The organism is Parazoarcus communis, assembly GCF_003111665.1.
GTDB classification, from domain to species: Bacteria; Pseudomonadota; Gammaproteobacteria; order Burkholderiales; family Rhodocyclaceae; genus Parazoarcus; species Parazoarcus communis_B.
The window spans coordinates 772,893-793,447 of the sequence record NZ_CP022188.1 but is presented as its reverse complement, the minus strand read 5'-3'; the positions used below and the strand labels follow the sequence as shown (position 1 = coordinate 793,447).

The window sequence follows — 20,555 nt, the reverse complement described above, 5'->3', positions numbered from 1 at the left end:
CCGGATTTCGGCGCAACGGTCTGCTCCATCAGTTCAACGACCGCCCGCCCATACCCATTCGAGCAGGGCGTCCTGTGCTGCACGTGTGCTGGCGGCTTCCGCATGATTCACCAGCATCACGACGACATGGCGCCGTCCGTCGTGGTCGAGCACATAGCCCGCGATGGCCCGCACGCCGTTGATGGTGCCGGTCTTGATGTGCGCCTGGCCGCGAGCAGGGCTGCCGACAAGTCGCTTGCGAGCCGTCCCGTCCTCGCCGGCAATCGGCAATGCGGCAATAAACTCGGCCATCCAGGGGCGCTGCCAGGCCGCGATCAGTAACTGACCCAGGCTATCTGCACGAACGCGTTCGATTCGCGACAGGCCGGCACCATTCTCGATCACGAGGCCGGCAGTCTGTACGCCCGCGGCCGCCAGTTGTGCAGTGGCGACCTGAGCGCCCGCTGCAACCATGTCCGCTACCCCGTCTGCGTTGGTGCTGCCCAGGTTGGCGAGGAGCTGGCGGGCGATGACGTTGCTCGACCACTTGTTCATGTCACGCACGATTTCGGCGAGCGCGGGCGAGTCGTCTACAAGCTGCGGACGGGCCTCGCGCGGCGCCGTTCCGCTACGTACCTGCCCCTGCAGCTGCCCGCCCACTTCCTTCCACAGGCCGGCGATCGTTGCGGTGCTGAAGTCCTCGGGCGGGAGGGGGGCGGCGCTCCAGTTGCGTGGCCCGCAGCTGGCTGGAAGGCTGCCGCTCAAGACCAGGCGAGGACCGGGCTCGACACGAGCCTCAAGATCGCGGTACCACACGCCGCAGCTGGCTCCCGAGGTCTGCAGGCGGTTGTCGATGACGACGCCGTTGAGTGGCGGCTCGCTGGCCACCGTGACTGCGTCGTTGGGGCCGTTGCCCGGAAAAAGCGCGAGTTGAAGGGTGTTGAAGTGCAGCAACAGGCCGTAGGGGCCGCTGTTGTACGGGCGAAGCCCGCGCCCGTCGAATGCATCCGGATCGTGCGCTGGGAGCCTGAGCACGGAGCCGTCGAGCACGATGTCGCCGGTGATCGTGTCCACGCCAAGCGCGCGCAGTCGCCTGAGCAGCTTCCACGCCCGTTCGTAGCTCAGCACCGGATCGCCGCCGCCAACGATGTAGAGATCGCCCTGCAGCACGCCGTTGCGCACGGTGCCGGTGCTGGAGATCCGGGTTTGCCAGGTGTGGGAGGGGCCGAAGTACTCCAGACTGGCGAAAGCCGTCACCAGTTTCATCACCGAGGCCGGGTTCATTGGCTGATCGGCATTGATCGCAAGTGCTGGCGTGTCTGAATCCACGGCCTGTACCCAGATGCCGACCGCGTCCGCCGGTACTCTGGCCTGATCGAGCGCCTGCCGGACACTGGACGGGAGCGTCTCTTCACCTGCCGCTCGCGCATCGACGGCGCTCAGCAGGCAGGCAAGAACAAGGCTCAGGATGACAAAAGGGCGTGGTTTCGAAGCGGTGCTTGCTGACATTGGATAGAGGCGTGCTGCGGTGCAGGGTAATTCGGAGTTAGAATGATCGTTCGATTAATTTGCGGCTACAAGACATCATTCTAGTAGCCCGCTTTGGACTGGGTGTGGACCAATGAGCGGATTTGGGCATTTCGCCCGGACAGCACTGGAGCTTGAACGCGAGATATTCAAGCGCGGGTTGTTGATTGGCCTTGACTGGCAGGACCCGGCGACAATGCGCGCGCTGGCGCACGAGGCACTGACGTGCACCACAGACTGCCGTCTGGGTTTGCTGCGCAATCATGATGCGAAAGCGCGGGGCAGGGGGGAGCTGTTTGCGCTCTCGGAAATGATGCTCGACACGATGCGTCAGAGCGCGCAGGTCGGTGTGCACACCCAAGGCGGCCCGGCCTGGAAGGCGTTCGGGCGTGCCTTGTACGAAGAGTCGGCACGCCTGGGAGCCGGCTCTTCGAATTGAGCGTTCGCGTGGCGAACGCTCACCCAGCATGCTTCAGCTCAGGACCTGCTCCAGGGCGAAGAGCGATTCGATCGTTTCGCGCTGGCGCACAAGGTGCAGCTTGTCGCCATCGACGATGACTTCAGCTGCCCTGCCGCGCGTGTTGTAGTTCGAGCTCATGGTCATGCCATAAGCACCAGCTGACAACAGCGCGATCAGGTCACCCTCTTCGATCGCAAGCTCGCGCTGGCGGGCAAGGAAGTCGCCGCTTTCGCAGATCGGGCCGACAACGTCGTAGCTTTGGGCGGGCTGGTCGCGCTCGATCACTGCAACCGTCTCATGATAGGCGTCGTATAGCGCCGGACGCGCGAGGTCGTTCATCGCCGCATCGACGATGGCGAAGTTCTTTTCCTCTCCGGGCTTCAGGTACTCGACCCGGGTGAGCAGCAGTCCTGCGTTACCCACCAGCGAACGGCCCGGTTCGAAGCACAGCTCTTCGGCGCGGCCTTCGAAAACCTTCAGCAGCGGGGCAAGATAGTCTGCGATCGCTGGCGGCGTTTCGTCGTCATAGCGGATGCCGAGGCCGCCGCCAAGATCGATATGATCGAGGCGGATGCCTTCGGCAGCGAGCTGATCGACAAGTCCGAGCACCTTTGCCGCCGCTTCGGCCATCGGAGCCGGGTCAAGCAGTTGCGAGCCGATATGGCAGGCAATGCCGCTGACCTCAAGATTTGGCAGGGAGGCTGCACGACGATAGAGGTCGAGTGCTTCGTCGAAGGCGACGCCAAACTTGTTGCTCTTCAGGCCGGTGGAGATGTAAGGGTGGGTCTTGGGGTCGACGTCCGGATTCACCCGCAGGGCGATCGGAGCGAACTTGCCAAGCTGCGCCGCAACGTCGTTGAGCCGGTCAAGTTCGGTTGCCGACTCGACGTTGAAGCAACGGATGCCGGCTTCGAGTGCCTGGCGCATCTCTGCGCGTGTCTTGCCGACGCCGGAGAACACCACCTTGGCCGGATCGCCACCGGCGGCGATGACGCGGGCAAGCTCTCCACCGGAGACGATGTCGAAACCGGCGCCCAGTGCGGCAAACACCGACAGCACGCCGAGGTTGGAGTTGGCCTTGACTGCGTAGCACACCAGCGCAGGACGTCCCTGCAAGGCATTGCGATAGGCTTCGAAGGCGCTAACCAGTGCAGCGCGTGAATAGACGTAGACCGGCGTGCCGAAGCGCTCGGCGACGGTCGTCAGGGCCACGTCCTCGAGGATCAGCTCGCCTTGCACGCGGCGCAGGGTCGGGATGGGGAAGGTCTTGCTCATCTGCTTGTGGTCGGAATCGAGGCGGGATTGAAATCGGGTTTGCTATTATTGCCAGCCGCCTTTTCGGTGTTGCCGGACTGTTCTGCCTGAGGCTTTTCGGGCAAAAAGAGCGGCCCTTTGATGCCGCAGGCGGACAGGAGCAGTGCGCTGATCAGCGCTACCGCGGGAATCATCGCTCGCATGGCCGTTCTTCGATAAAAAACGGAATGCTAACAGAAGGAGTCGGCATGGAAGAATCCGCATTCAATGCTCTGGCAGAAGCCGAGCTGGCAAAAATCGAGTCTGCACTTGAAGCGTGCGGGGTGGACATGGATATCGAGCTCAAGCCGGGAGGCATTCTTGAGCTGGAGTTCGACAACGGCAGCAAGGTCATCATCAATCGTCACACCGCTGCGCGGGAGATATGGGTGGCCGCGAAATCCGGCGGCTTCCACTTCCGTCCTGAAAACGGAGGCTGGATCGCAGGGCGCGATGGGGCAGAGCTCTATGCGCTGCTCTCCCGCGTTGTCAGCGAACAGTCGGGAGAGCAGGTGGTATTGAGCGCTAGCGCCTGATCAGCGCCGTATCGGCGTCGGCATGCGATCGACGACCGGGGCCGGCGGCTGCATTTGTGGCACCGGCCGGGGGGCGGGCTTGGGCGCCGGCGCCACAGGCGGAATCGCCTCTTCGGGGGCTTCGAGAACCGGGGTGTGGCTCGAGAAGAGTTGCTCCAGCCAGTCGGGTTCGGGCTTCAGCGCCGGGGGCTCGTTCTCGGCATAGTAGAAATCCTCCACGCTGCCGTCGGCCACGGGCGCGCTCAGCAGGCCCTCGGGGCGCGCGAGCGACTTTTCCGGTACGCCCTTGAGTGCTGCACGCATGTAGTTGATCCAGATCGGCAGTGCGGCTGCGCCGCCGGTTTCTCCACGCCCCATGTTCTTTGGCTGTGAGAAACCCATCCAGGAGATGGCTACAAGATCCGGGCTGTAGCCGCAGAACCAGGCGTCGAGGTAGTCGTTGGTCGTACCCGTCTTGCCGGCAATGTCACCACGATTGAGGCTGCGCGCGCGCGCGCCCGTGCCGCGGCGTACAACGTCCTGCAGCATCGAATCCATCAGCCACGCATTGCGCGGGTCAATGACGCGGGGCGCACTCTCGCCGGCCACGGGCGGGTCGATCTTTGCGATCAGCTTGCCATTGCCATCGTGGATCTCCTTCACGATGTAAGGGTCGATTCTGTAACCGCCGTTGGCAAACACGGAGTACGCGGTCGCCATTTCCCACGGGGTTGCCGATCCGGCGCCCAGTGCCATGGTCAGATAGGGCGGATTGCGCGCGGGGTCGAAGCCGAAGCGGCCGATGTAGTCCTGCGCATAGTCCGGGGTGATGTTCTGCAGCAGCCGGATCGAAGCCATGTTCTTTGAACGTGCGAGCGCTTCGCGCAGCGTCATCAGCCCTGCGAACTTGCCGTCATAGTTCTTTGGCTCCCACGCCTGGCTGCCGGTGACGCCGGCAGGGAAGTAGAGCGGCTCGTCCTCGATCAGGGTGCCTGGGGAGTATCCCCGCTCCAGTCCCGCCGAATAGATGAAGGGCTTGAAGCTCGACCCCGGCTGGCGCTGCGCCTGGGTGACGTGGTTGTATTTGTTGCTGTTGAAGTCGAAGCCGCCAACGAGGGCGCGTACTGCCCCGGTATGAGGGTCGACCGAGACCAGTGCAGCCTCGACCTCCGGCAGTTGTGCGATTTCCCAGCCCTGCTTTTCCATGCTGCGGATGCGAATTACCGCGCCGCGACGGACGCGTCGGGTTTGCGGCGATTTTTCACTGAGCATGGGCGCAGCAAAGCGCAGTCCGTCGCCCGTGATGTCGTAGGTTTCGCCGCGGCGGAACACCTTGACGCCCGAAGGCGATGCTTCAAGAACGACCGCGGCAAGGAGGTCGTCGTGATCGCTGGAGTCGGCGAGGATGTCGTCCAGCGCTTCAGCATCTGCGCCCTGTGGAAGCTCAACGAAGCGCTCGGGGCCACGATAGCCGTGGCGCCGGTCGTAATCCATCACCCCCTTGCGCAGCGCAGCGTAAGCCGCTTCCTGGTCATCGCGGGTAATGGTCGTGACGATCTTGATGCCGAGCTGGTAGGCCTCTTCGCCAAACTGTTCGACCGCAATCTGGCGTGCCATCTCAGCAACGTAGTCGCCATGCATCGGGGTGCTGTTGCCGCCGTTGCGCGCCACGCTGCCGGTCTGAGTGCGCAGAGGCTCCTTGAGCGCCTTCTGATAGCTCGCATTGTCGCTGAACCCGGCCTCGACCATCCGGCGCAGCACGTAATGCTGGCGCAGGGTCGCGCGAGAGGGGTTCGCGATCGGATTGTATGCAGACGGGGCTTTGGGAAGGCCGGCCAGCATTGCGGCCTCGGCGAGGCTGATCTCGCTCAGCGGCTTCCCGAAGTACGCACGTGCGGCTGCCGAGAAACCGTAGGCGCGCTGCCCGAGGTAGATCTGGTTGATGTACAGCTCCAGAATCTGGTCCTTGCTCAGATTGCGTTCAATCTTCAGCGCCAGCAGGATCTCGTAGAGCTTGCGGTTGTAGGTTTTTTCGCGCGACAGGAAAAAGTTGCGCGCGACCTGCATCGTGATGGTTGACGCACCTTGGCCGCGTCCGCCTGAGGTAAGGTTTGCCAGCGCCGCACGGGCGATGCCAATCGGGTCGATGCCGGGGTGCTCATAGAAGCGTTCGTCCTCAGCGGCAAGAATTGCGTGCTTTAGAATGGCTGGAACGTCTTCGATCTTCACTACCGAGCGGCGTTCCTCGCCGAATTCGCTGATAAGATGGCCGTCGGCAGTGTAGATGCGGAGCGGGACCCGCGGACGGTAGTCGGTCAGCACTTCCAGTGAAGGCAGGTTGGGCCAGGCCAGGATGGAAATTGCTGCCAGCGTCGCGAGCCCGAGCGTCACCAGGGCCGTGAGTGCGGCGACGGGGTAGAGAACCCAGCGCATTTATTTGTCCGGGAAAGTGGAATAGGCGCGCATTATATAAGGCGAAAACTGCGGACGCCTCCTTGCGAGGCCGTTGATGCAAATTGATGCAAATTGCTTTACACCTCGTGCGCTTGTTGCTAGGATTTGAGAGCCTTATTCAGCATTGGCGCCTAACATAAAGAAATTTAAGGGTTTTCTTTGTGATTGACTTCTCAATATTCGGTTCGAAGGCGCGACAGCTCGCAGGGCTGGATATCTCTTCTTCATCCGTGAAGATGGTGGAGCTCGTCGAGAGTGAGAAAGGCGGCTTTCGCGTTGAACGCTACGCGATCGAGCCCCTGCCGCGCGATGCTGTGGTCGATGGCAATATCGCCAACCTTGATGCCGTTACTGAAGGCGTCAAGCGCCTCGTCCGGCGCTTCGGCCCAGGCGTGAAGAATGTGGCCATGGCCTTGCCTGCTTCGTCCGTCATCACCAAGAAAATCATTCTCCCGGACGGTCTGCGCGAGCAGGAAATGGAGCTCCAGGTCGAGTCCGAGGCTAATCAGTACATTCCGTTCGCCCTCGACGAGGTCAATCTCGACTTCCAGGTCGTCGGTCCCGCCGGCGGTAGCCCCGGCGAAGTCGAGGTGCTGATTGCCGCGTCGCGTAAGGAGAAGGTCGAAGACCGGGTCGCCGTCGCGCAGGCTTGCGGCCTCAAGGCGGTGGTGCTCGACGTCGAGTCACTCGCAGTCGAGTCTTCCTTTGAACTGGTGAGCCGGCAGTTGCCGGGTGGTGGCGCCGGGAAGGTGGTCGCCCTGATCGATATCGGCGCTTCGGCCATGAATGTGGCTGTGCTGCGCGACGGGCATCAGGTTTACGCAAGGGAGCAGGCTTTTGGCGGTAGCCAGCTGACCCAGGACATTGCGCGGCAGTACGGAATGAGCGTGGATGAGGCTGAGGCCGCCAAGCGTTCGGGAAGTCTCCCGGATGACTATGCGCGTGACCTGTTGCGCCCGTTCATGGACAGTCTTGCGCTTGAGGTTTCGCGCGCATTGCAGTTTTTCTTCACTTCGACTCAGTACAACCAGGTCGACCATCTAGTCCTTGCTGGCGGTTGCGCGGTCATGCCGGGTCTTGCCGAAGTCGTGGGCGGCCGGACTCAGGTCGAGACCATTGTGGCCAACCCCTTTGCGGGGATGGCGCTGTCCTCGAAGGTCCGTCCCAAGAATCTGCTGGCTGATGCACCGTCGTTGATGGTCGCGTGTGGGCTGGCTTTGCGGAGATTCGACGCATGATCCGGATCAACCTGCTGCCCCATCGCGAGGAAAAGCGAAAGGAGCGGCGTCAGCAGTTTTATACGCTCTCGGGCGCCATGGTGTTGCTCGGCGCCGCGATTGCCCTGCTGGTGCACACAGTTTACGCCGGCTACATTGAGCGCCAGGAAACCAAGAACGCTTTCATCAAGGCGGAAATCGTGAAGCTCGACGAAGAGATCGTTGAGATTCGGCGCCTTCGCGAGCAGATTGATTCGCTGCTGGCGCGCAAGCAGGTCATTGAAGCGCTGCAGAGCAGTCGGGCCGAAACGGTGCATCTGTTCAACGAGTTGGCGCGGAAGATGCCAAACGGGGTGTATCTCAAATCGGTGAAGCAGTCCGCGCAGCAGGTCACGCTGGTCGGCTATGCACAGTCGAATGCGCGGGTTTCGACCCTGATGCGCAGCCTTGACGAGTCCCCTTTTTTGCAGAATCCCGGGCTGGTTGAAGTCAAGTCTGCCACTGTGAATAATCGCAGGGTCAGCGAGTTCATCCTGAATATTGGTATTGCGCCCCCGTCGGCAGAGAACGCCCAGGGAGGTGCTCAATGACGTCCAAAGATGTGCTTTCCGGACTTCGCGGCATTGATTTTCAGCGCTTGCAGCAGGATTTCCAGAATCTTGATCCGAATGATCCGGGTGTTTGGCCGCTTGCGCCGCGTGTTGCAGTTTTCGTATTCCTGTTCGTTGCGACCATCGCCGCCGCCTGGTGGTTCGACTGGAGCGATCAGGGAATTCTGCTGGAGCAGCGCGAGGTCGAAGAGCAGCAGTTGCGCCAGGACTGGGTTGGCAAGAAGCGGCTCGCGGTCAACCTTGATGAACACAAGCGTCAGCTTGCCGAGATTGACCGGCAGTTCGGCGCGCTGCTCAAGCAACTGCCCAATCGTGCCGAGATGGATTCACTTCTGTCCGACATCAACCAGGCCGGGTTGGGGCGTGGTCTGCTGTTCGAGCTCTTCAAGCCGGGTAGCGACCAGGTGAAGGAGTTTTACGCCGAGATGCCCATTGAAATCAGGGTGACGGGCGGATATCACGATCTCGGCGAGTTTGCGAGCGATGTTGCCCGCATGCCCCGGATCGTCACGCTGAATAACATCTCGCTTGATGCTGCTGCGGAAGGGCGTTTGAAGCTTGACGCCAGGGCCACCACCTATCGTTATCTGGACGAAGAAGAGGTGGCTCAGAAGCGACAGGCAGCCAAGGCTGCGCAGGGGAAGAAATGATGAGGAAATTAGCGCTTCTCATCAGTTGTATTGCACTTGCCGGATGTGCGGACGACCAAGAGGACATTCAGTCGTGGATGGCGGAGCAATCCGCAGGCATGCGCGGGGTGGTCAAGCCGCTGCCTGAAATCAAGGTTTTTTCAGTTGTTGATTACGCAGCCGCTGCGCTCATTGAGCCTTTCAAGGCGTCGCGGATCGAGCCCGAGCGCAAGAACGGCGGTGGTGGGTTGCGCCCGGACCCCGATCGCAGGCGTGAGCCGCTGGAAGCGTATCCGCTGGAAAGTCTGCGCATGGTGGGTGTCCTGACTCAGGACAAGGTTTCGCAGGCCCTGATACAGGCGGATAAATCACTCTATCGCGTCAAGGCGGGTAATTATCTCGGGCAGGATTATGGCGTGATTACTGCGGTGACCGATTCGTCGGTCGAACTGCGTGAGCTGGTTGAGGATGTAAATGGTGACTGGGTTGAGCGCGCCAGTTCGCTGCAGTTGCAGGAGCGGCAGGAGGCCGGAAAATGAAGAATAGAATCGGAACGGTGCTGCTCGCAGCGGTGGCCACAGTGCTGATGCCAATGGGCACTGTGTTTGCGCAGGAATCGGGTGTGGCTCAGGTGGCGTCCAACCGCATCGAAGCGCTTGAGGTTGCTGAGCAAGGGGGGGCAATCTATGTCCGGCTCGCTATGAAGGAGCCGCTTGCTGCGCCTCCGGCAAGTTTCAGTGTCGCGAATCCAGCGCGGATTGCCTTTGATTTTCCGGCAACGGCGAATGCGCTCGGGCGCAATGTGCAGACGATCGAGCGTGGGGATCTTCGCAGCGCGAATATTGTTCAGGCCGGTGAGCGTACCCGTCTGGTGCTCAATCTGGTGAAGATGTCGCCCTACGAGACCCGGGTCGAGGGGCGTAACGTCATCATCGCGCTCACGCCGGTCAATGTTCAGACCACGCAAACTGTCGGAGAGCAGGCATATGCCAATTTCGCGACGGCAAATCCTGCCATCAGTGGTGGAAAGAGCATCCGCGACATCAATTTTCGGCGCGGTAAGGACGGCGAAGGGCGTGTTTTTGTTCAGCTCTCCAGCGCAGAAACCGGTATCGACATCCGGCAGCAGGGTGGCAATCTCGTCGTCGAATTCCTCAAGACCACGCTGCCTGAGCATCTGCGCCGCAAGTCTGATGTGACTGACTTCGCGACGCCGATTACCGGCATGATGGCGCAACAGCAGGGCGACAATGTCCGTCTCGTGGTGACCCCGAATGGACTTTGGGAGCACAACGCGTACCAGAGTGACGACCAGTTCGTGCTTGAGGTGAAACGCGTCATCGAAGATCCGAACAAGCTGGTTCAAGGTACGCGTGGTCAGTATCAGGGCGAGAAGCTGTCGCTCAACTTCCAGAATATCGATGTGCGTTCAGTGCTGCAGGTCATTGCCGACTTCACGAACTTCAACATCATCACCTCTGATTCGGTTCAGGGAAATCTGACCCTGCGGCTGAAGGATGTTCCTTGGGACCAGGCCTTGGATATCATCCTTCAGGCCAAGGGTCTGGACATGCGAAAGAGTGGCAATGTGATCTGGATCGCTCCGGGTGACGAGCTTGCTGCACGCGAAAAGCTCCAGCTCGAAGCCAAGGCGCAGATCAGTGATCTTGAGCCGCTGCAGACGGAAAGTTTTCAGATCAATTACCACAAGGCGAAGGAAATCTTCGACTTCCTGAAGAGCAAGGATCAGACGATGCTCTCCAAGCGCGGTAGCGTCGTCGTGGATGAGCGGAGCAACAAGGTCTTCGTGACTGATATCGGCTCGCGCCTGGCAATGTTGCGCAAGCTGGTGGGAGAAATCGACGTTGCGCCGAAGCAGGTCTTGATTGAGGCGCGGATTGTAGAGGCCTCCAAAACCTTTTCCAGGGATATCGGCGTGCGGCTCGGTCTTGGCAACAACAAGGCGGTGAATCTGGGGGGCGGAGCAAAGCTTGGATTCGGGTCCTCGTCAGTTGGTACGACTTCGAACACCTTCACGCCGGGGCTGGCTCAGAGCGGAACCGGGTACTTGCCTTCAGGCTATGGCTCGGTCAATCTCAGTCTGTTCAACAGTTCGCTCACCCGATTCCTGAATCTCGAATTGCAGGCGCTGGAGTCGGACGGCCGTGGGCGTGTGATCTCCAGTCCGCGAATCCTGACTGCGAACCAGGTAGAGGCGTCAATCGAGCAGGGTACGGAAATTCCCTACCTTGAGGCGAGCAGTTCCGGGTCAACGAGTGTTTCCTTCAAGAAGGCCGTGCTTTCACTCAAGGTCAAGCCGCAGATTACGCCTGACGGGCGTCTGCAACTGGCAATCCAGGTAAATAAGGATCGTCCTGCTTATGAGGATGCGCTTCTCAACGTGCCGCCGATTGAGACCAAGAACATCAAAAGCGAAGTTCTGGTCGAGAATGGCGGAACGGTCGTGATTGGCGGGATCTATCTGGAAGAGGAAACCAAGGGTGTTGATCGCGTCCCATTCCTTGGCGAGCTTCCTGTCGTGGGGGGCTTGTTCAGGAGTACCAGCACGGTTTCAGAGCGGAGTGAGTTGCTGATCTTCGTGACACCACGAATCGTTACAGATTCGCTGACGCTCCGATAAGCCGGTTCGGCTGCTGCTACAATTCGGGGGCGGTGACTCCATGGGGGTCGCCGCCCTTTCGTACATTTGAAGCCGGCGATATTCGTGTGACTTGTCTGATACTGATCGGCATGATGGGTGCCGGAAAAACGACTGTAGGGCGCGAGCTTGCAAAGCGCAGAAGGATGCGCTTTGCCGATTGCGACCATGAGATCGTTGCGCGTACAGGGGTCACCATACCCACCATTTTTGAAATTGAGGGTGAAGACGGCTTTCGTCGGCGCGAAGCGCAGGCGCTTGACGAGCTCACGCTTGAGACGGATCTCGTTCTGGCTACGGGTGGTGGCGTGGTGCTTGACGCCGGAAACCGGGCTTTGCTCACGCAGCGGGGTATCGTGATCTACCTGAACGTCCCACCCCAGATTCTCTGGGAGCGCACGCGCCATGATCGCAACCGGCCGTTGCTGCGGGTTGAGAATCCGCGTCAGCGGATCGAGGAGCTTCACCGCATCCGTGATCCGCTCTATCGTGAAGTTGCAGACCTGGTGGTTGATGGCGGTCGCGGAAACCCCGGCGCCATGGTGCGTCAGATCGAGAAGGCGCTTGCTACTCTGGATAAGACTTCATGCGAACACTGAATGTGGCGCTCGGTGCCCGGGCGTATCCAATTCACATCGGCGGCAGTCTTCTTGATTGTCCCGAATTGATTCTTCCTCACCTCAAGACGCGACGCGTGGTGATCGTCACCAACGACGTGGTTGGGCCGCTTTACCTCGCGCGACTGCAGTCCGGACTCGAAGCGCTGGACGTAGGGGTGAGCGCGGTCGTGCTGCCCGATGGCGAACGTCACAAAGACTGGCAAACCCTCAATCTGATATTCGATGCACTCCTCGGAGACCGCTGTGAGCGCTCTACCACGCTGATTGCGCTTGGCGGGGGCGTCGTGGGCGACATGGGCGGATTTGCAGCTGCCTGCTACCAGCGCGGCATGCCATTCATTCAGGTCCCCACCACCTTGCTTGCTCAGGTGGACTCTTCGGTAGGTGGCAAGACTGCAATCAATCATCCGCTCGGCAAGAACATGATTGGTGCCTTCTATCAGCCACGACTGGTGCTCGCAGATACCTCCGTGCTTAATACACTGCCGCCCCGCGAACTGGCCGCTGGTCTCGCGGAGGTTATCAAGTACGGATTGATTCGCGACCACGAGTTTCTGGAATGGCTTGAAGCCAATCTCGACCGACTGCTTGAGCGCGATCCGGAGGCCCTGGCCTTTGCGATCGAGCGCTCCTGCAGCAACAAGGCCGAGGTGGTCGCGGCAGACGAGACTGAGCAGGGTGAGCGTGCCTTGCTCAACCTGGGCCATACCTTCGGGCATGCGATCGAGGCTGGTCTCGGTTACGGGGTGTGTCTGCATGGCGAGGCCGTGGCGATCGGTACCATGATGGCAGCGGAGCTCTCGCTGCGCCTCGGGTGGCTGAGTGCCGCCGAGCTTACGCGCATCGAAACCTTGTTTTGCCGAGCGGGATTGCCGGTGACCGGGCCGAAGCTTGGCGTGGAGCGCTATCTCGACTTGATGTCGCATGACAAAAAGGTCGAGGCCGGGCGCTTGCGTCTGGTCCTGTTGCGTGGGCTCGGCAAGGCAGTCATGCATGCTGATTCGCCCGCGACCGACCTTGCTGCGGCTATCGAGGCCCGGTGCCCGTGAGTCAGGAAAGCGGGCTGGCGAGCTACGCCGTAACGGTCGGAAACAGCCGCGGACGCCAGCACGATGAGCCGCCACCCAGCGGGCGCTCGGACTTTCAGCGCGACCGCGATCGGGTGATTCACTCCACGGCGTTTCGGCGTCTTGAGTACAAGACACAGGTCTTCGTCAATCACGAGGGCGACCTGTTTCGCACGCGCCTCACCCACAGCATCGAGGTTGCCCAGCTCACGCGCAGCATTTCACGCGCGCTGTGCTTGAACGAGGATCTCGCCGAGGCGATTGCGCTGGCTCACGACCTCGGGCACACGCCTTTCGGTCATGCGGGTCAGGATGCGCTCAATGCCTGCATGAAAGCTTATGGCGGGTTCGAGCACAACTTGCAGTCGTTGCGCACGGTCGACCTGCTCGAAGAGCACTACGCGGCCTTCGACGGGCTCAACCTGATGTACGAAACACGCGAGGGGGTGCTGAAGCACTGCTCGCGTCCGAATGCGGAGCAATTGGGCGAACTTGGAAAGCGCTTTCTTGATGGCACTCAACCCTCTCTCGAAGCGCAGTTGGCAAATCTTGCTGACGAGATTGCCTACAACAACCACGATGTCGATGACGGTTTGCGATCGGGCTTGATTACCATGGAGCAGCTCGATGAAGTGCCGGTGTTTGCGGACCACAGGCGTGCTGTCGAGGCGCGCTGGCCGGGGCTGAACGGACGCAAGCTCATTCATGAAACGATCCGGCGCATGGTGGATAGCATGGCGCTGGACCTGATCGCTCAAACGCGTCGGAACATTGTGGATGCCGGGGTGAGTACGCTTGATGAAGTGAGGCTTGCGCCGCGGCTGGTGTCTTACTCGGCCGAGCAGTGGCCTCGTCTGCAGGCGCTGAAGGTCTTTCTGCGCGAAAATCTGTACTGGCACTATCAGGTGCTGCGCATGACTGACAAGGCGCGTCGCATCATTGGCGATCTGTTTTCGGCGTTCATGGCGGATCCTCGCCTGCTGCCGCCGCAGTATCAAACCAAGGCGCAGACCGACAAGCCGAGGGCGATTGCCGACTATATCGCCGGGATGACAGATCGCTACGCGATGAAAGAGCATCGCCGGCTCTTCGCTGTCGGCGAAATACACTGATTTGTCATAGCTTTACCGCACTGCAAAAAACGCTTGAATCGAGCGTTTTGCGAGGGTATATTCGAGCATCCGTTTGATGTGTTCGTAGTGATTGGCTGTTAGATAGTCGATCGTGCAAGCCGGGGTGCCCGCGCGCCCGGCTTTTTTGTGTCCGCATGGTTTACGTGTGCGGGTTTGAGCAGCGGCGAGAGCCGCCCGAACTTCGTCGGCAATTTCCCGGCGAGCGTGTTGTTTCGAGGACAAACGAGATGGATCTCCCCCAGAAGCAGGGTCTGTACGATCCCGCGAACGAACATGATGCCTGCGGCGTGGGTTTCATTGCCCACATCAAGGGTAAGAAGTCTCACGATATCATTCTGCAGGGCCTTGAGATCCTGAAGAATCTGGATCACAGGGGCGCAGTTGGTGCAGACCCCCTGCAGGGCGATGGTGCCGGCATCCTGATCCAGATTCCCGATCAGCTTTATCGCGAAGACATGGCGGCCAGGGGCGTCACCCTGCCGGCGCCCGGTGAGTACGGCGTTGCCATGGTGTTCATGCCCAAGGAAGCGGCTTCGCGTCTTGCCTGTGAGGAAGAAATCGAGCGCGCCGTGCGCGCCGAAGGTCAGGTTCTGCTGGGCTGGCGTGATGTGCCGACCAACGCCGACATGCCGATGTCGCCGACGGTCAAGGCCAAGGAGCCGGTGATTCGCCAGGTCTTCGTCGGCCGTGGTCCCGACGTCATGGTGACCGAAGCGCTTGAGCGCAAGCTCTACGTGACCCGTCGTCGTGCCGCAAACGCGATCAACGCGCTCAACCTCAAGCACGGTCAGGAGTTCTACATGGTTTCCATGTCGGCCCGCACCGTGAACTACAAGGGCCTGCTGCTCGCGACCCAGGTTGGCGAATACTTCCTCGACCTCGTCGACCCGCGTGCCACCTCGGCGTTGTCGCTGGTGCACCAGCGCTTCTCGACCAACACCTTCCCGAAGTGGAACCTCGCGCACCCGTTCCGCTACATCGCGCACAACGGCGAAATCAACACCGTTCGCGGCAACTACAACTGGATGCGTGCCCGCGAGAAGGGCGTGTCGTCGCCGCTGCTGGGTGCCGATCTGGAAAAGATCTGGCCGCTGATCTACCCCGGTCAGTCCGACTCTGCCGCCTTCGACAACGCGCTCGAATTGCTCGTGATGAGCGGCTACTCGATGGCGCACGCGGTGATGATGATGATTCCGGAAGCCTGGGAATCGCACACCCAGATGGACGAGAAGCGTCGTGCCTTCTACGAATACCACGCTGCAATGATGGAGCCGTGGGACGGCCCGGCTGCGGTCGCGTTCACCGACGGCCGCCAGATCGGCGCGACCCTCGACCGTAACGGCCTGCGTCCCGCGCGTTATCTCGTCACCGATGACGACCTCGTAGTGATGGCGTCCGAGTCCGGCGTGCTGCCGATCCCCGACAGCAAGATCGTCAAGAAGTGGCGTCTGCAGCCGGGCAAGATGTTCCTGATCGACATGGAGCAGGGTCGCATCATCGACGACAAGGAACTCAAGGACAGCCTGGCCTCGGTTCGTCCCTACACCGACTGGCTGTCGCGTATCAACATCAAGCTTGACGGTCTCGACGTACCTGCCGGTGCCGCCGCACCCGACTGCGTTGCCAGTCTGCTCGATCGTCAGCAGGCATTTGGCTACAGCCAGGAAGACATCAAGTTCATTCTTGAGCCGATGGGCAAGACGGGCGAGGAAGGCACGGGCTCGATGGGTAACGACTCGCCGCTGGCGGTGCTGTCGTCCCGTGAGAAGGTGCTCTACAGCTACTTCCGTCAGCTCTTCGCACAGGTCACCAATCCGCCGATCGACCCGATCCGCGAGCAGCTGGTGATGTCGCTGGTGTCCTTCATCGGACCCAAGCCGAACCTGCTCGAAATCAACGAGATCAACCCGCCGTTCCGCCTCGAAGTGACGCAGCCGGTGCTGGATTTCGGCGACATGGCCAAGATCCGCAACATCGCGCGCTTCACCAACAACAAGTTCCGTTCCGCAGAACTGGATATCTGCTATCCGGTCAGCTGGGGCAAGGAAGGCGTGGAGGCACGTCTGGCTTCGCTGTGCGCCGAGGCAGAAAACGCGGTGCTGCAGGGCAGCAACATCCTGATCGTCTCCGACCGCAAGGTCACGGTCGACCAGGTCGCGATTCCTGCACTGCTGGCGCTGTCGGCCATTCACCAGCACCTGGTCACCAAGGGGCTGCGTACCCGTGCGGGCCTGGTGGTCGAAACCGGTTCGGCGCGCGAAACGCATCACTTCGCAGTACTGGCAGGTTACGGTGCGGAAGCGGTTCACCCCTACATCGCCCTCGAAACGCTCCAGCAACTGGCGGGTGACGAGGAAACCGGTGCGAAGTACATCAAGCACTTCGTCAAGGGTGTGGGCAAGGGCCTGATGAAGGTCATGTCCAAGATGGGCATCTCGACCTACATGTCCTACACCGGTGCGCAGATCTTCGAAGCCGTCGGCCTGCAGAGCGCGATGGTGGACAAGTACTTCACCGGCACCACCACGCAGATCGAAGGGATCAGCGTGTTCGAAGTCATGGAAGAGGCAATCCGCCTGCACCAGAAGGCGTTCAGTCCCGACCCCGTGCTGGCGAACATGCTCGACGCCGGTGGCGAGTACGCGTACCGCATCCGTGGCGAAGAACACATGTGGACGCCGGACGCGATTGCCAAGCTGCAGCACTCGACGCGCTCGAACAAGTACGACACCTACAAGGAATACGCCAAGATCATCAACGACCAGAGCCGTCGTCACATGACGCTGCGCGGTCTGTTCGAGATCAAGCCTGCAGGTGCCCCGGTTGAGCTCGACGAAGTCGAGTCGGCCAAGGAGATCGTAAAGCGCTTTGCAACGGGTGCGATGTCGCTCGGTTCAATCTCGACCGAAGCGCACACCACGCTGGCCGTGGCGATGAACCGCATTGGCGGCAAATCGAACACCGGCGAGGGTGGCGAAGACCCGATGCGCTTCAAGCCGATCACGCAGACGACGAAGCTGTCGCAGATCATCGGCGAAGGCCGGATCGAGCGCGACCTCGAACTGGGTGCCGGCGATTCGCTGCGTTCGTCCATCAAGCAGGTCGCATCGGGACGCTTCGGTGTCACCACCGAGTACCTGGTCAACGCCGACCAGATCCAGATCAAGATGGCCCAGGGCGCCAAGCCCGGCGAAGGCGGTCAGCTGCCCGGTCACAAGGTGTCCGAGTACATCGGCTTCCTGCGTCACTCGGTACCGGGCGTCGGCCTGATTTCGCCCCCGCCGCACCATGACATCTACTCGATCGAAGATCTGGCGCAGCTGATCCATGACCTCAAGAACGCCAACTCGCGCGCCGATATCTCGGTGAAGCTGGTGTCCGAGATCGGTGTGGGTACCGTTGCCGCAGGCGTGGCCAAGGCCAAGGCCGACCACATCGTGATCGCCGGTCATGACGGTGGCACCGGTGCGTCGCCGTGGTCGTCGATCAAGTACGCGGGTTCGCCGTGGGAACTCGGTCTTGCCGAAACCCAGCAGACCCTCGTGCTGAACCGTCTGCGCAGCCGTATCCGCCTGCAGGTTGACGGTCAGATCAAGACCGGTCGCGACGTCGTCGTCGGCGCCCTGCTGGGTGCAGACGAGTTTGGCTTTGCCACCGCGCCGCTGGTCGTCGAGGGCTGCATCATGATGCGCAAATGCCACCTCAACACCTGTCCGGTGGGTGTGGCGACGCAGGACCCGGAGCTGCGCAAGCGCTTCTCCGGTCAGCCCGAGCATGTGGTCAACTTCTTCTTCTTCATTGCCGAGGAAGTGCGCGAACTGATGGCCCAGCTGGGCATCCGCAAGTTCGACGACCTCATTGGCCGTGCCGACCTGCTCGACATGAAGAAGGGCATCCAGCACTGGAAGGCGCGCGGTCTCGATTACTCGCGCATCTTCTATCGCCCGAATGTGCCTGCCAGCGTGCCGCGTCTGCATACCGAGATCCAGGATCACGGTCTGGAGAAGGCGCTCGACAACCAGCTCATCGCTCTCGCCGCACCTGCGCTCGACAAGGGTGAGCGCGTGTCCATCGACCTGCCGGTGCGCAACGTCAACCGTACGGTGGGCACCATGCTCTCCGGCCGTGTTGCACAGAAGTACGGTCATGCCGGTTTGCCGGACGGCACCATTCACGTCCGTCTGACGGGGACTGCAGGCCAGGCCTTCGGTGCCTTCCTTGCGCGTGGCGTCACGCTTGAGCTGATCGGCGAGGGTAACGACTACGTGGGCAAGGGCCTGTCGGGTGGTCGCATCATCGTGCGTCCGCAAGCCGAGTTCCGCGGCACCACGGCGGACAACATCATCATCGGCAACACCGTGCTCTACGGTGCGACCGAAGGTGAGGTCTATCTGGCGGGCGTCGGCGGCGAACGCTTTGCCGTGCGTAACTCCGGCGCGACTGCGGTGGTCGAGGGTGTGGGCGACCATGGTTGCGAATACATGACTGGCGGCACCGTCGTCGTGCTCGGCGAGACCGGCCGCAACTTCGCTGCCGGCATGTCGGGTGGTGTGGCTTACGTGCTCGACCAGGACGGCAGCTTCGAGCAGCGCTGCAACATGGCGCAGGTGGCGCTTGAGCCGCTGCCCGAGGAAGTCGAGGCGCGCAAGGGCACGGAGGCCGGTGACGACCTCGAGTCGCATGGCCGCGTCGCGATCGACCACCTGAGCATGGGCGACGAGCTCATTCTCAAGGGGCTGATCGAGCGTCATGCGCGCTTTACCAGCAGCCCGCGTGCGCGAGAGATTCTCGACAACTGGACGGCGTGGCGGACCAAGTTCGTCAAGGTAATGCCGAATGAATATCGTCGTGCGCTCGCCGAGATGGCCGAGCAACGTCAGAAGCAACTGGAGGCGGCGTAAAAATGGGCAAGCCAACCGGATTTCTGGAGTATCAGCGTCTGTCGGAGGGCTACGAGCCCGTTCCGGAGCGACTGAAAGGGTACAAGGAGTTCGTGCTTCGTCTTTCCGACGAGGATGCGGCAATTCAGGGTGCGCGCTGCATGGACTGCGGCATCCCATTCTGCAATAACGGCTGCCCGGTAAACAACATCATTCCGGACTGGAATGATCTGGTTTATCGCGGTGACTGGAAGCAGGCGATCGAAGTGCTGCACTCCACCAACAACTTCCCCGAGTTCACCGGCCGTATTTGCCCGGCACCGTGTGAGGCGGCCTGTACGCTGAACATCAACAATGAAGCGGTGGGCATCAAGTCGATTGAGCACGCGATCATCGACAAGGCCTGGGATGAGGGCTGGGTGCTGCCGCAACCGGCTGCGGTCAAGACCGGCAAGAAGGTTGCCGTGGTCGGCTCCGGCCCTGCCGGTCTGGCCAATGCCCAGCAACTGGCGCGTGCGGGTCACGACGTTACGGTGTTCGAAAAGAACGACCGTGCAGGTGGTCTGCTGCGCTACGGCATTCCCGACTTCAAGATGGAGAAGGGCCTGATCGATCGTCGTATCGAGCAGATGGAGGCCGAAGGGGTCACCTTCCGCACCGGCGTGGTGGTCGGTACGAAGGACATGCCGTCCCGCATCATCTGTGATGCGAAGGAAGTCGTCACCGCCGAGTCGCTGATGGCCGAGTTCGACGCCGTGGTGCTCGCGGGTGGTTCGGAAGTGCCGCGCGATCTGCCGGTTCCGGGGCGTGATCTCGACGGCGTGCATTTCGCGCTCGAGTTCCTGATCCCGCAGAACAAGCAGGTTGCAGGCGACAAGCCGAATCCGATCTCCGCCGACGGCTGTAACGTGGTGGTGATCGGCGGTGGTGACACCGGCTCCGACTGTGTCGGCACCAGCTATCGTCACGGCGCCAAGTCGGTGACCCAGTTCGAAGTGATGCCGCAGCCGCCCGAGCAGGAGAACAAGGCGCTGACCTGGCCGTACTGGCCGATCAAGCTGCGCACCTCTTCCTCGCACGTCGAAGGCGATACCAAGCGTGAATACGCGATCGGTACCAAGGAGTTCGTCGGCGAGAACGGCAAGCTGACCGGCGTGCGCACCGTTCATCTCGAGTGGAAGGATGGCCGCATGGCTGAAGTTGCTGGCACCGAAAAGGTCTACCCGGCCGAGCGTGTGTTCCTTGCCATGGGCTTCACCAATCCGGTGGGCGGTGTGCTCGAAGCCTTCGGTGTGGATAAGGACGGGCGCGGCAATGCCAAGGCAACGACCGATGGCGAGGGCTGCTACGCGACCAACGTTGCGAAGGTGTTTGCCGCGGGCGACGTCCGTCGTGGCCAGTCGCTGGTGGTGTGGGCGATCCGTGAAGGCCGTCAGTGCGCGCGTGCGGTGGACGAGTTCCTGATGGGGGCGAGCGTTCTGCCCCGTTAAGCGGCAACACGTCGGACGGGC

At 61.2% G+C, this 20,555-nt stretch carries 16 protein-coding genes; 12 read left to right on the top strand and 4 right to left on the bottom strand.

Annotation, left to right across the window (positions count from 1 at the left end; genetic code table 11):
* Positions 1 to 33 precede the first annotated feature (33 nt).
* Positions 34 to 1,488, bottom strand: a complete 1,455-nt coding sequence (gene dacB / locus CEW87_RS03650) for a D-alanyl-D-alanine carboxypeptidase/D-alanyl-D-alanine-endopeptidase (protein ID WP_108971493.1) — start codon at positions 1,486 to 1,488, stop codon at positions 34 to 36.
* Between the two features lie 112 nt (positions 1,489 to 1,600).
* Between dacB and CEW87_RS03645 the strand changes: the two genes are divergently transcribed.
* A complete protein-coding gene (locus CEW87_RS03645; RefSeq protein ID WP_108971492.1) occupies positions 1,601 to 1,945 on the top strand; it encodes a hypothetical protein in 345 nt (114 codons plus the stop codon).
* 33 nt (positions 1,946 to 1,978) lie between these two features.
* Here the strand turns inward: CEW87_RS03645 and lysA are convergent, their stop codons facing one another.
* Together lysA and lptM are read right to left on the bottom strand one after the other, a co-directional pair.
* Positions 1,979 to 3,241, bottom strand: coding sequence for a diaminopimelate decarboxylase (gene lysA, locus CEW87_RS03640; RefSeq protein ID WP_108971491.1), 1,263 nt, complete (start codon positions 3,239 to 3,241; stop codon positions 1,979 to 1,981).
* Positions 3,238 to 3,423: an LPS translocon maturation chaperone LptM gene (gene lptM, locus CEW87_RS03635; RefSeq protein ID WP_108949641.1), complete on the bottom strand. Its 186-nt coding sequence runs from the start codon at positions 3,421 to 3,423 to the stop codon at positions 3,238 to 3,240. The genes lysA and lptM overlap by 4 nt, the downstream gene beginning before the upstream one ends.
* A 45-nt stretch (positions 3,424 to 3,468) precedes the next feature.
* Between lptM and cyaY the strand changes: the two genes are divergently transcribed.
* On the top strand, positions 3,469 to 3,795 hold the full coding sequence (gene cyaY, locus CEW87_RS03630) for an iron donor protein CyaY (protein ID WP_108971490.1): 327 nt from the start codon (positions 3,469 to 3,471) through the stop codon (positions 3,793 to 3,795).
* Here cyaY and CEW87_RS03625 read toward each other — a convergent pair whose 3' ends face one another.
* Entirely contained in the window at positions 3,796 to 6,207 is a 2,412-nt protein-coding gene (locus CEW87_RS03625) for a penicillin-binding protein 1A (RefSeq protein WP_108971489.1), read from the bottom strand.
* Positions 6,208 to 6,389: 182 nt separating this feature from the next.
* Between CEW87_RS03625 and CEW87_RS03620 the strand changes: the two genes are divergently transcribed.
* From CEW87_RS03620 to CEW87_RS03575, 10 genes are all read left to right on the top strand, one after another.
* Positions 6,390 to 7,466 carry a pilus assembly protein PilM gene (locus CEW87_RS03620; RefSeq protein ID WP_108971488.1) on the top strand — a complete coding sequence of 359 codons (1,077 nt, stop codon included), beginning with the start codon at positions 6,390 to 6,392 and terminating at the stop codon, positions 7,464 to 7,466.
* A complete protein-coding gene (locus CEW87_RS03615) occupies positions 7,463 to 8,035 on the top strand; it encodes a PilN domain-containing protein (RefSeq protein WP_108971487.1) in 573 nt (190 codons plus the stop codon). Before CEW87_RS03620 ends, CEW87_RS03615 begins: the two co-directional genes overlap by 4 nt.
* Positions 8,032 to 8,706, top strand: a complete 675-nt coding sequence (locus tag CEW87_RS03610; RefSeq protein ID WP_108971486.1) for a type 4a pilus biogenesis protein PilO — start codon at positions 8,032 to 8,034, stop codon at positions 8,704 to 8,706. The genes CEW87_RS03615 and CEW87_RS03610 overlap by 4 nt, the downstream gene beginning before the upstream one ends.
* 107 nt (positions 8,707 to 8,813) lie before the next feature.
* Positions 8,814 to 9,224, top strand: coding sequence for a pilus assembly protein PilP (locus CEW87_RS03605; protein WP_332871694.1), 411 nt, complete (start codon positions 8,814 to 8,816; stop codon positions 9,222 to 9,224).
* The gene (gene pilQ / locus CEW87_RS03600; protein WP_108971484.1) at positions 9,221 to 11,326 is read left to right on the top strand and encodes a type IV pilus secretin PilQ; all 2,106 of its coding nucleotides are present in this window, start codon (positions 9,221 to 9,223) and stop codon (positions 11,324 to 11,326) included. The genes CEW87_RS03605 and pilQ overlap by 4 nt, the downstream gene beginning before the upstream one ends.
* A gap of 86 nt (positions 11,327 to 11,412) precedes the next feature.
* On the top strand, positions 11,413 to 11,943 hold the full coding sequence (locus CEW87_RS03595) for a shikimate kinase (RefSeq protein WP_108971483.1): 531 nt from the start codon (positions 11,413 to 11,415) through the stop codon (positions 11,941 to 11,943).
* Positions 11,931 to 13,013: a 3-dehydroquinate synthase gene (gene aroB, locus CEW87_RS03590; protein WP_108971482.1), complete on the top strand. Its 1,083-nt coding sequence runs from the start codon at positions 11,931 to 11,933 to the stop codon at positions 13,011 to 13,013. The genes CEW87_RS03595 and aroB overlap by 13 nt, the downstream gene beginning before the upstream one ends.
* Positions 13,010 to 14,143, top strand: a complete 1,134-nt coding sequence (locus CEW87_RS03585; protein WP_234421656.1) for a deoxyguanosinetriphosphate triphosphohydrolase — start codon at positions 13,010 to 13,012, stop codon at positions 14,141 to 14,143. Before aroB ends, CEW87_RS03585 begins: the two co-directional genes overlap by 4 nt.
* Positions 14,144 to 14,391: 248 nt before the next feature.
* Complete coding sequence (locus CEW87_RS03580; RefSeq protein WP_108971481.1) at positions 14,392 to 19,065, top strand: glutamate synthase-related protein; 4,674 nt, start codon at positions 14,392 to 14,394, stop codon at positions 19,063 to 19,065.
* Positions 19,066 to 19,067: 2 nt separating this feature from the next.
* The gene (locus tag CEW87_RS03575; protein WP_108971480.1) at positions 19,068 to 20,534 is read left to right on the top strand and encodes a glutamate synthase subunit beta; all 1,467 of its coding nucleotides are present in this window, start codon (positions 19,068 to 19,070) and stop codon (positions 20,532 to 20,534) included.
* The last annotated feature ends 21 nt before the right edge of the window (positions 20,535 to 20,555 follow it).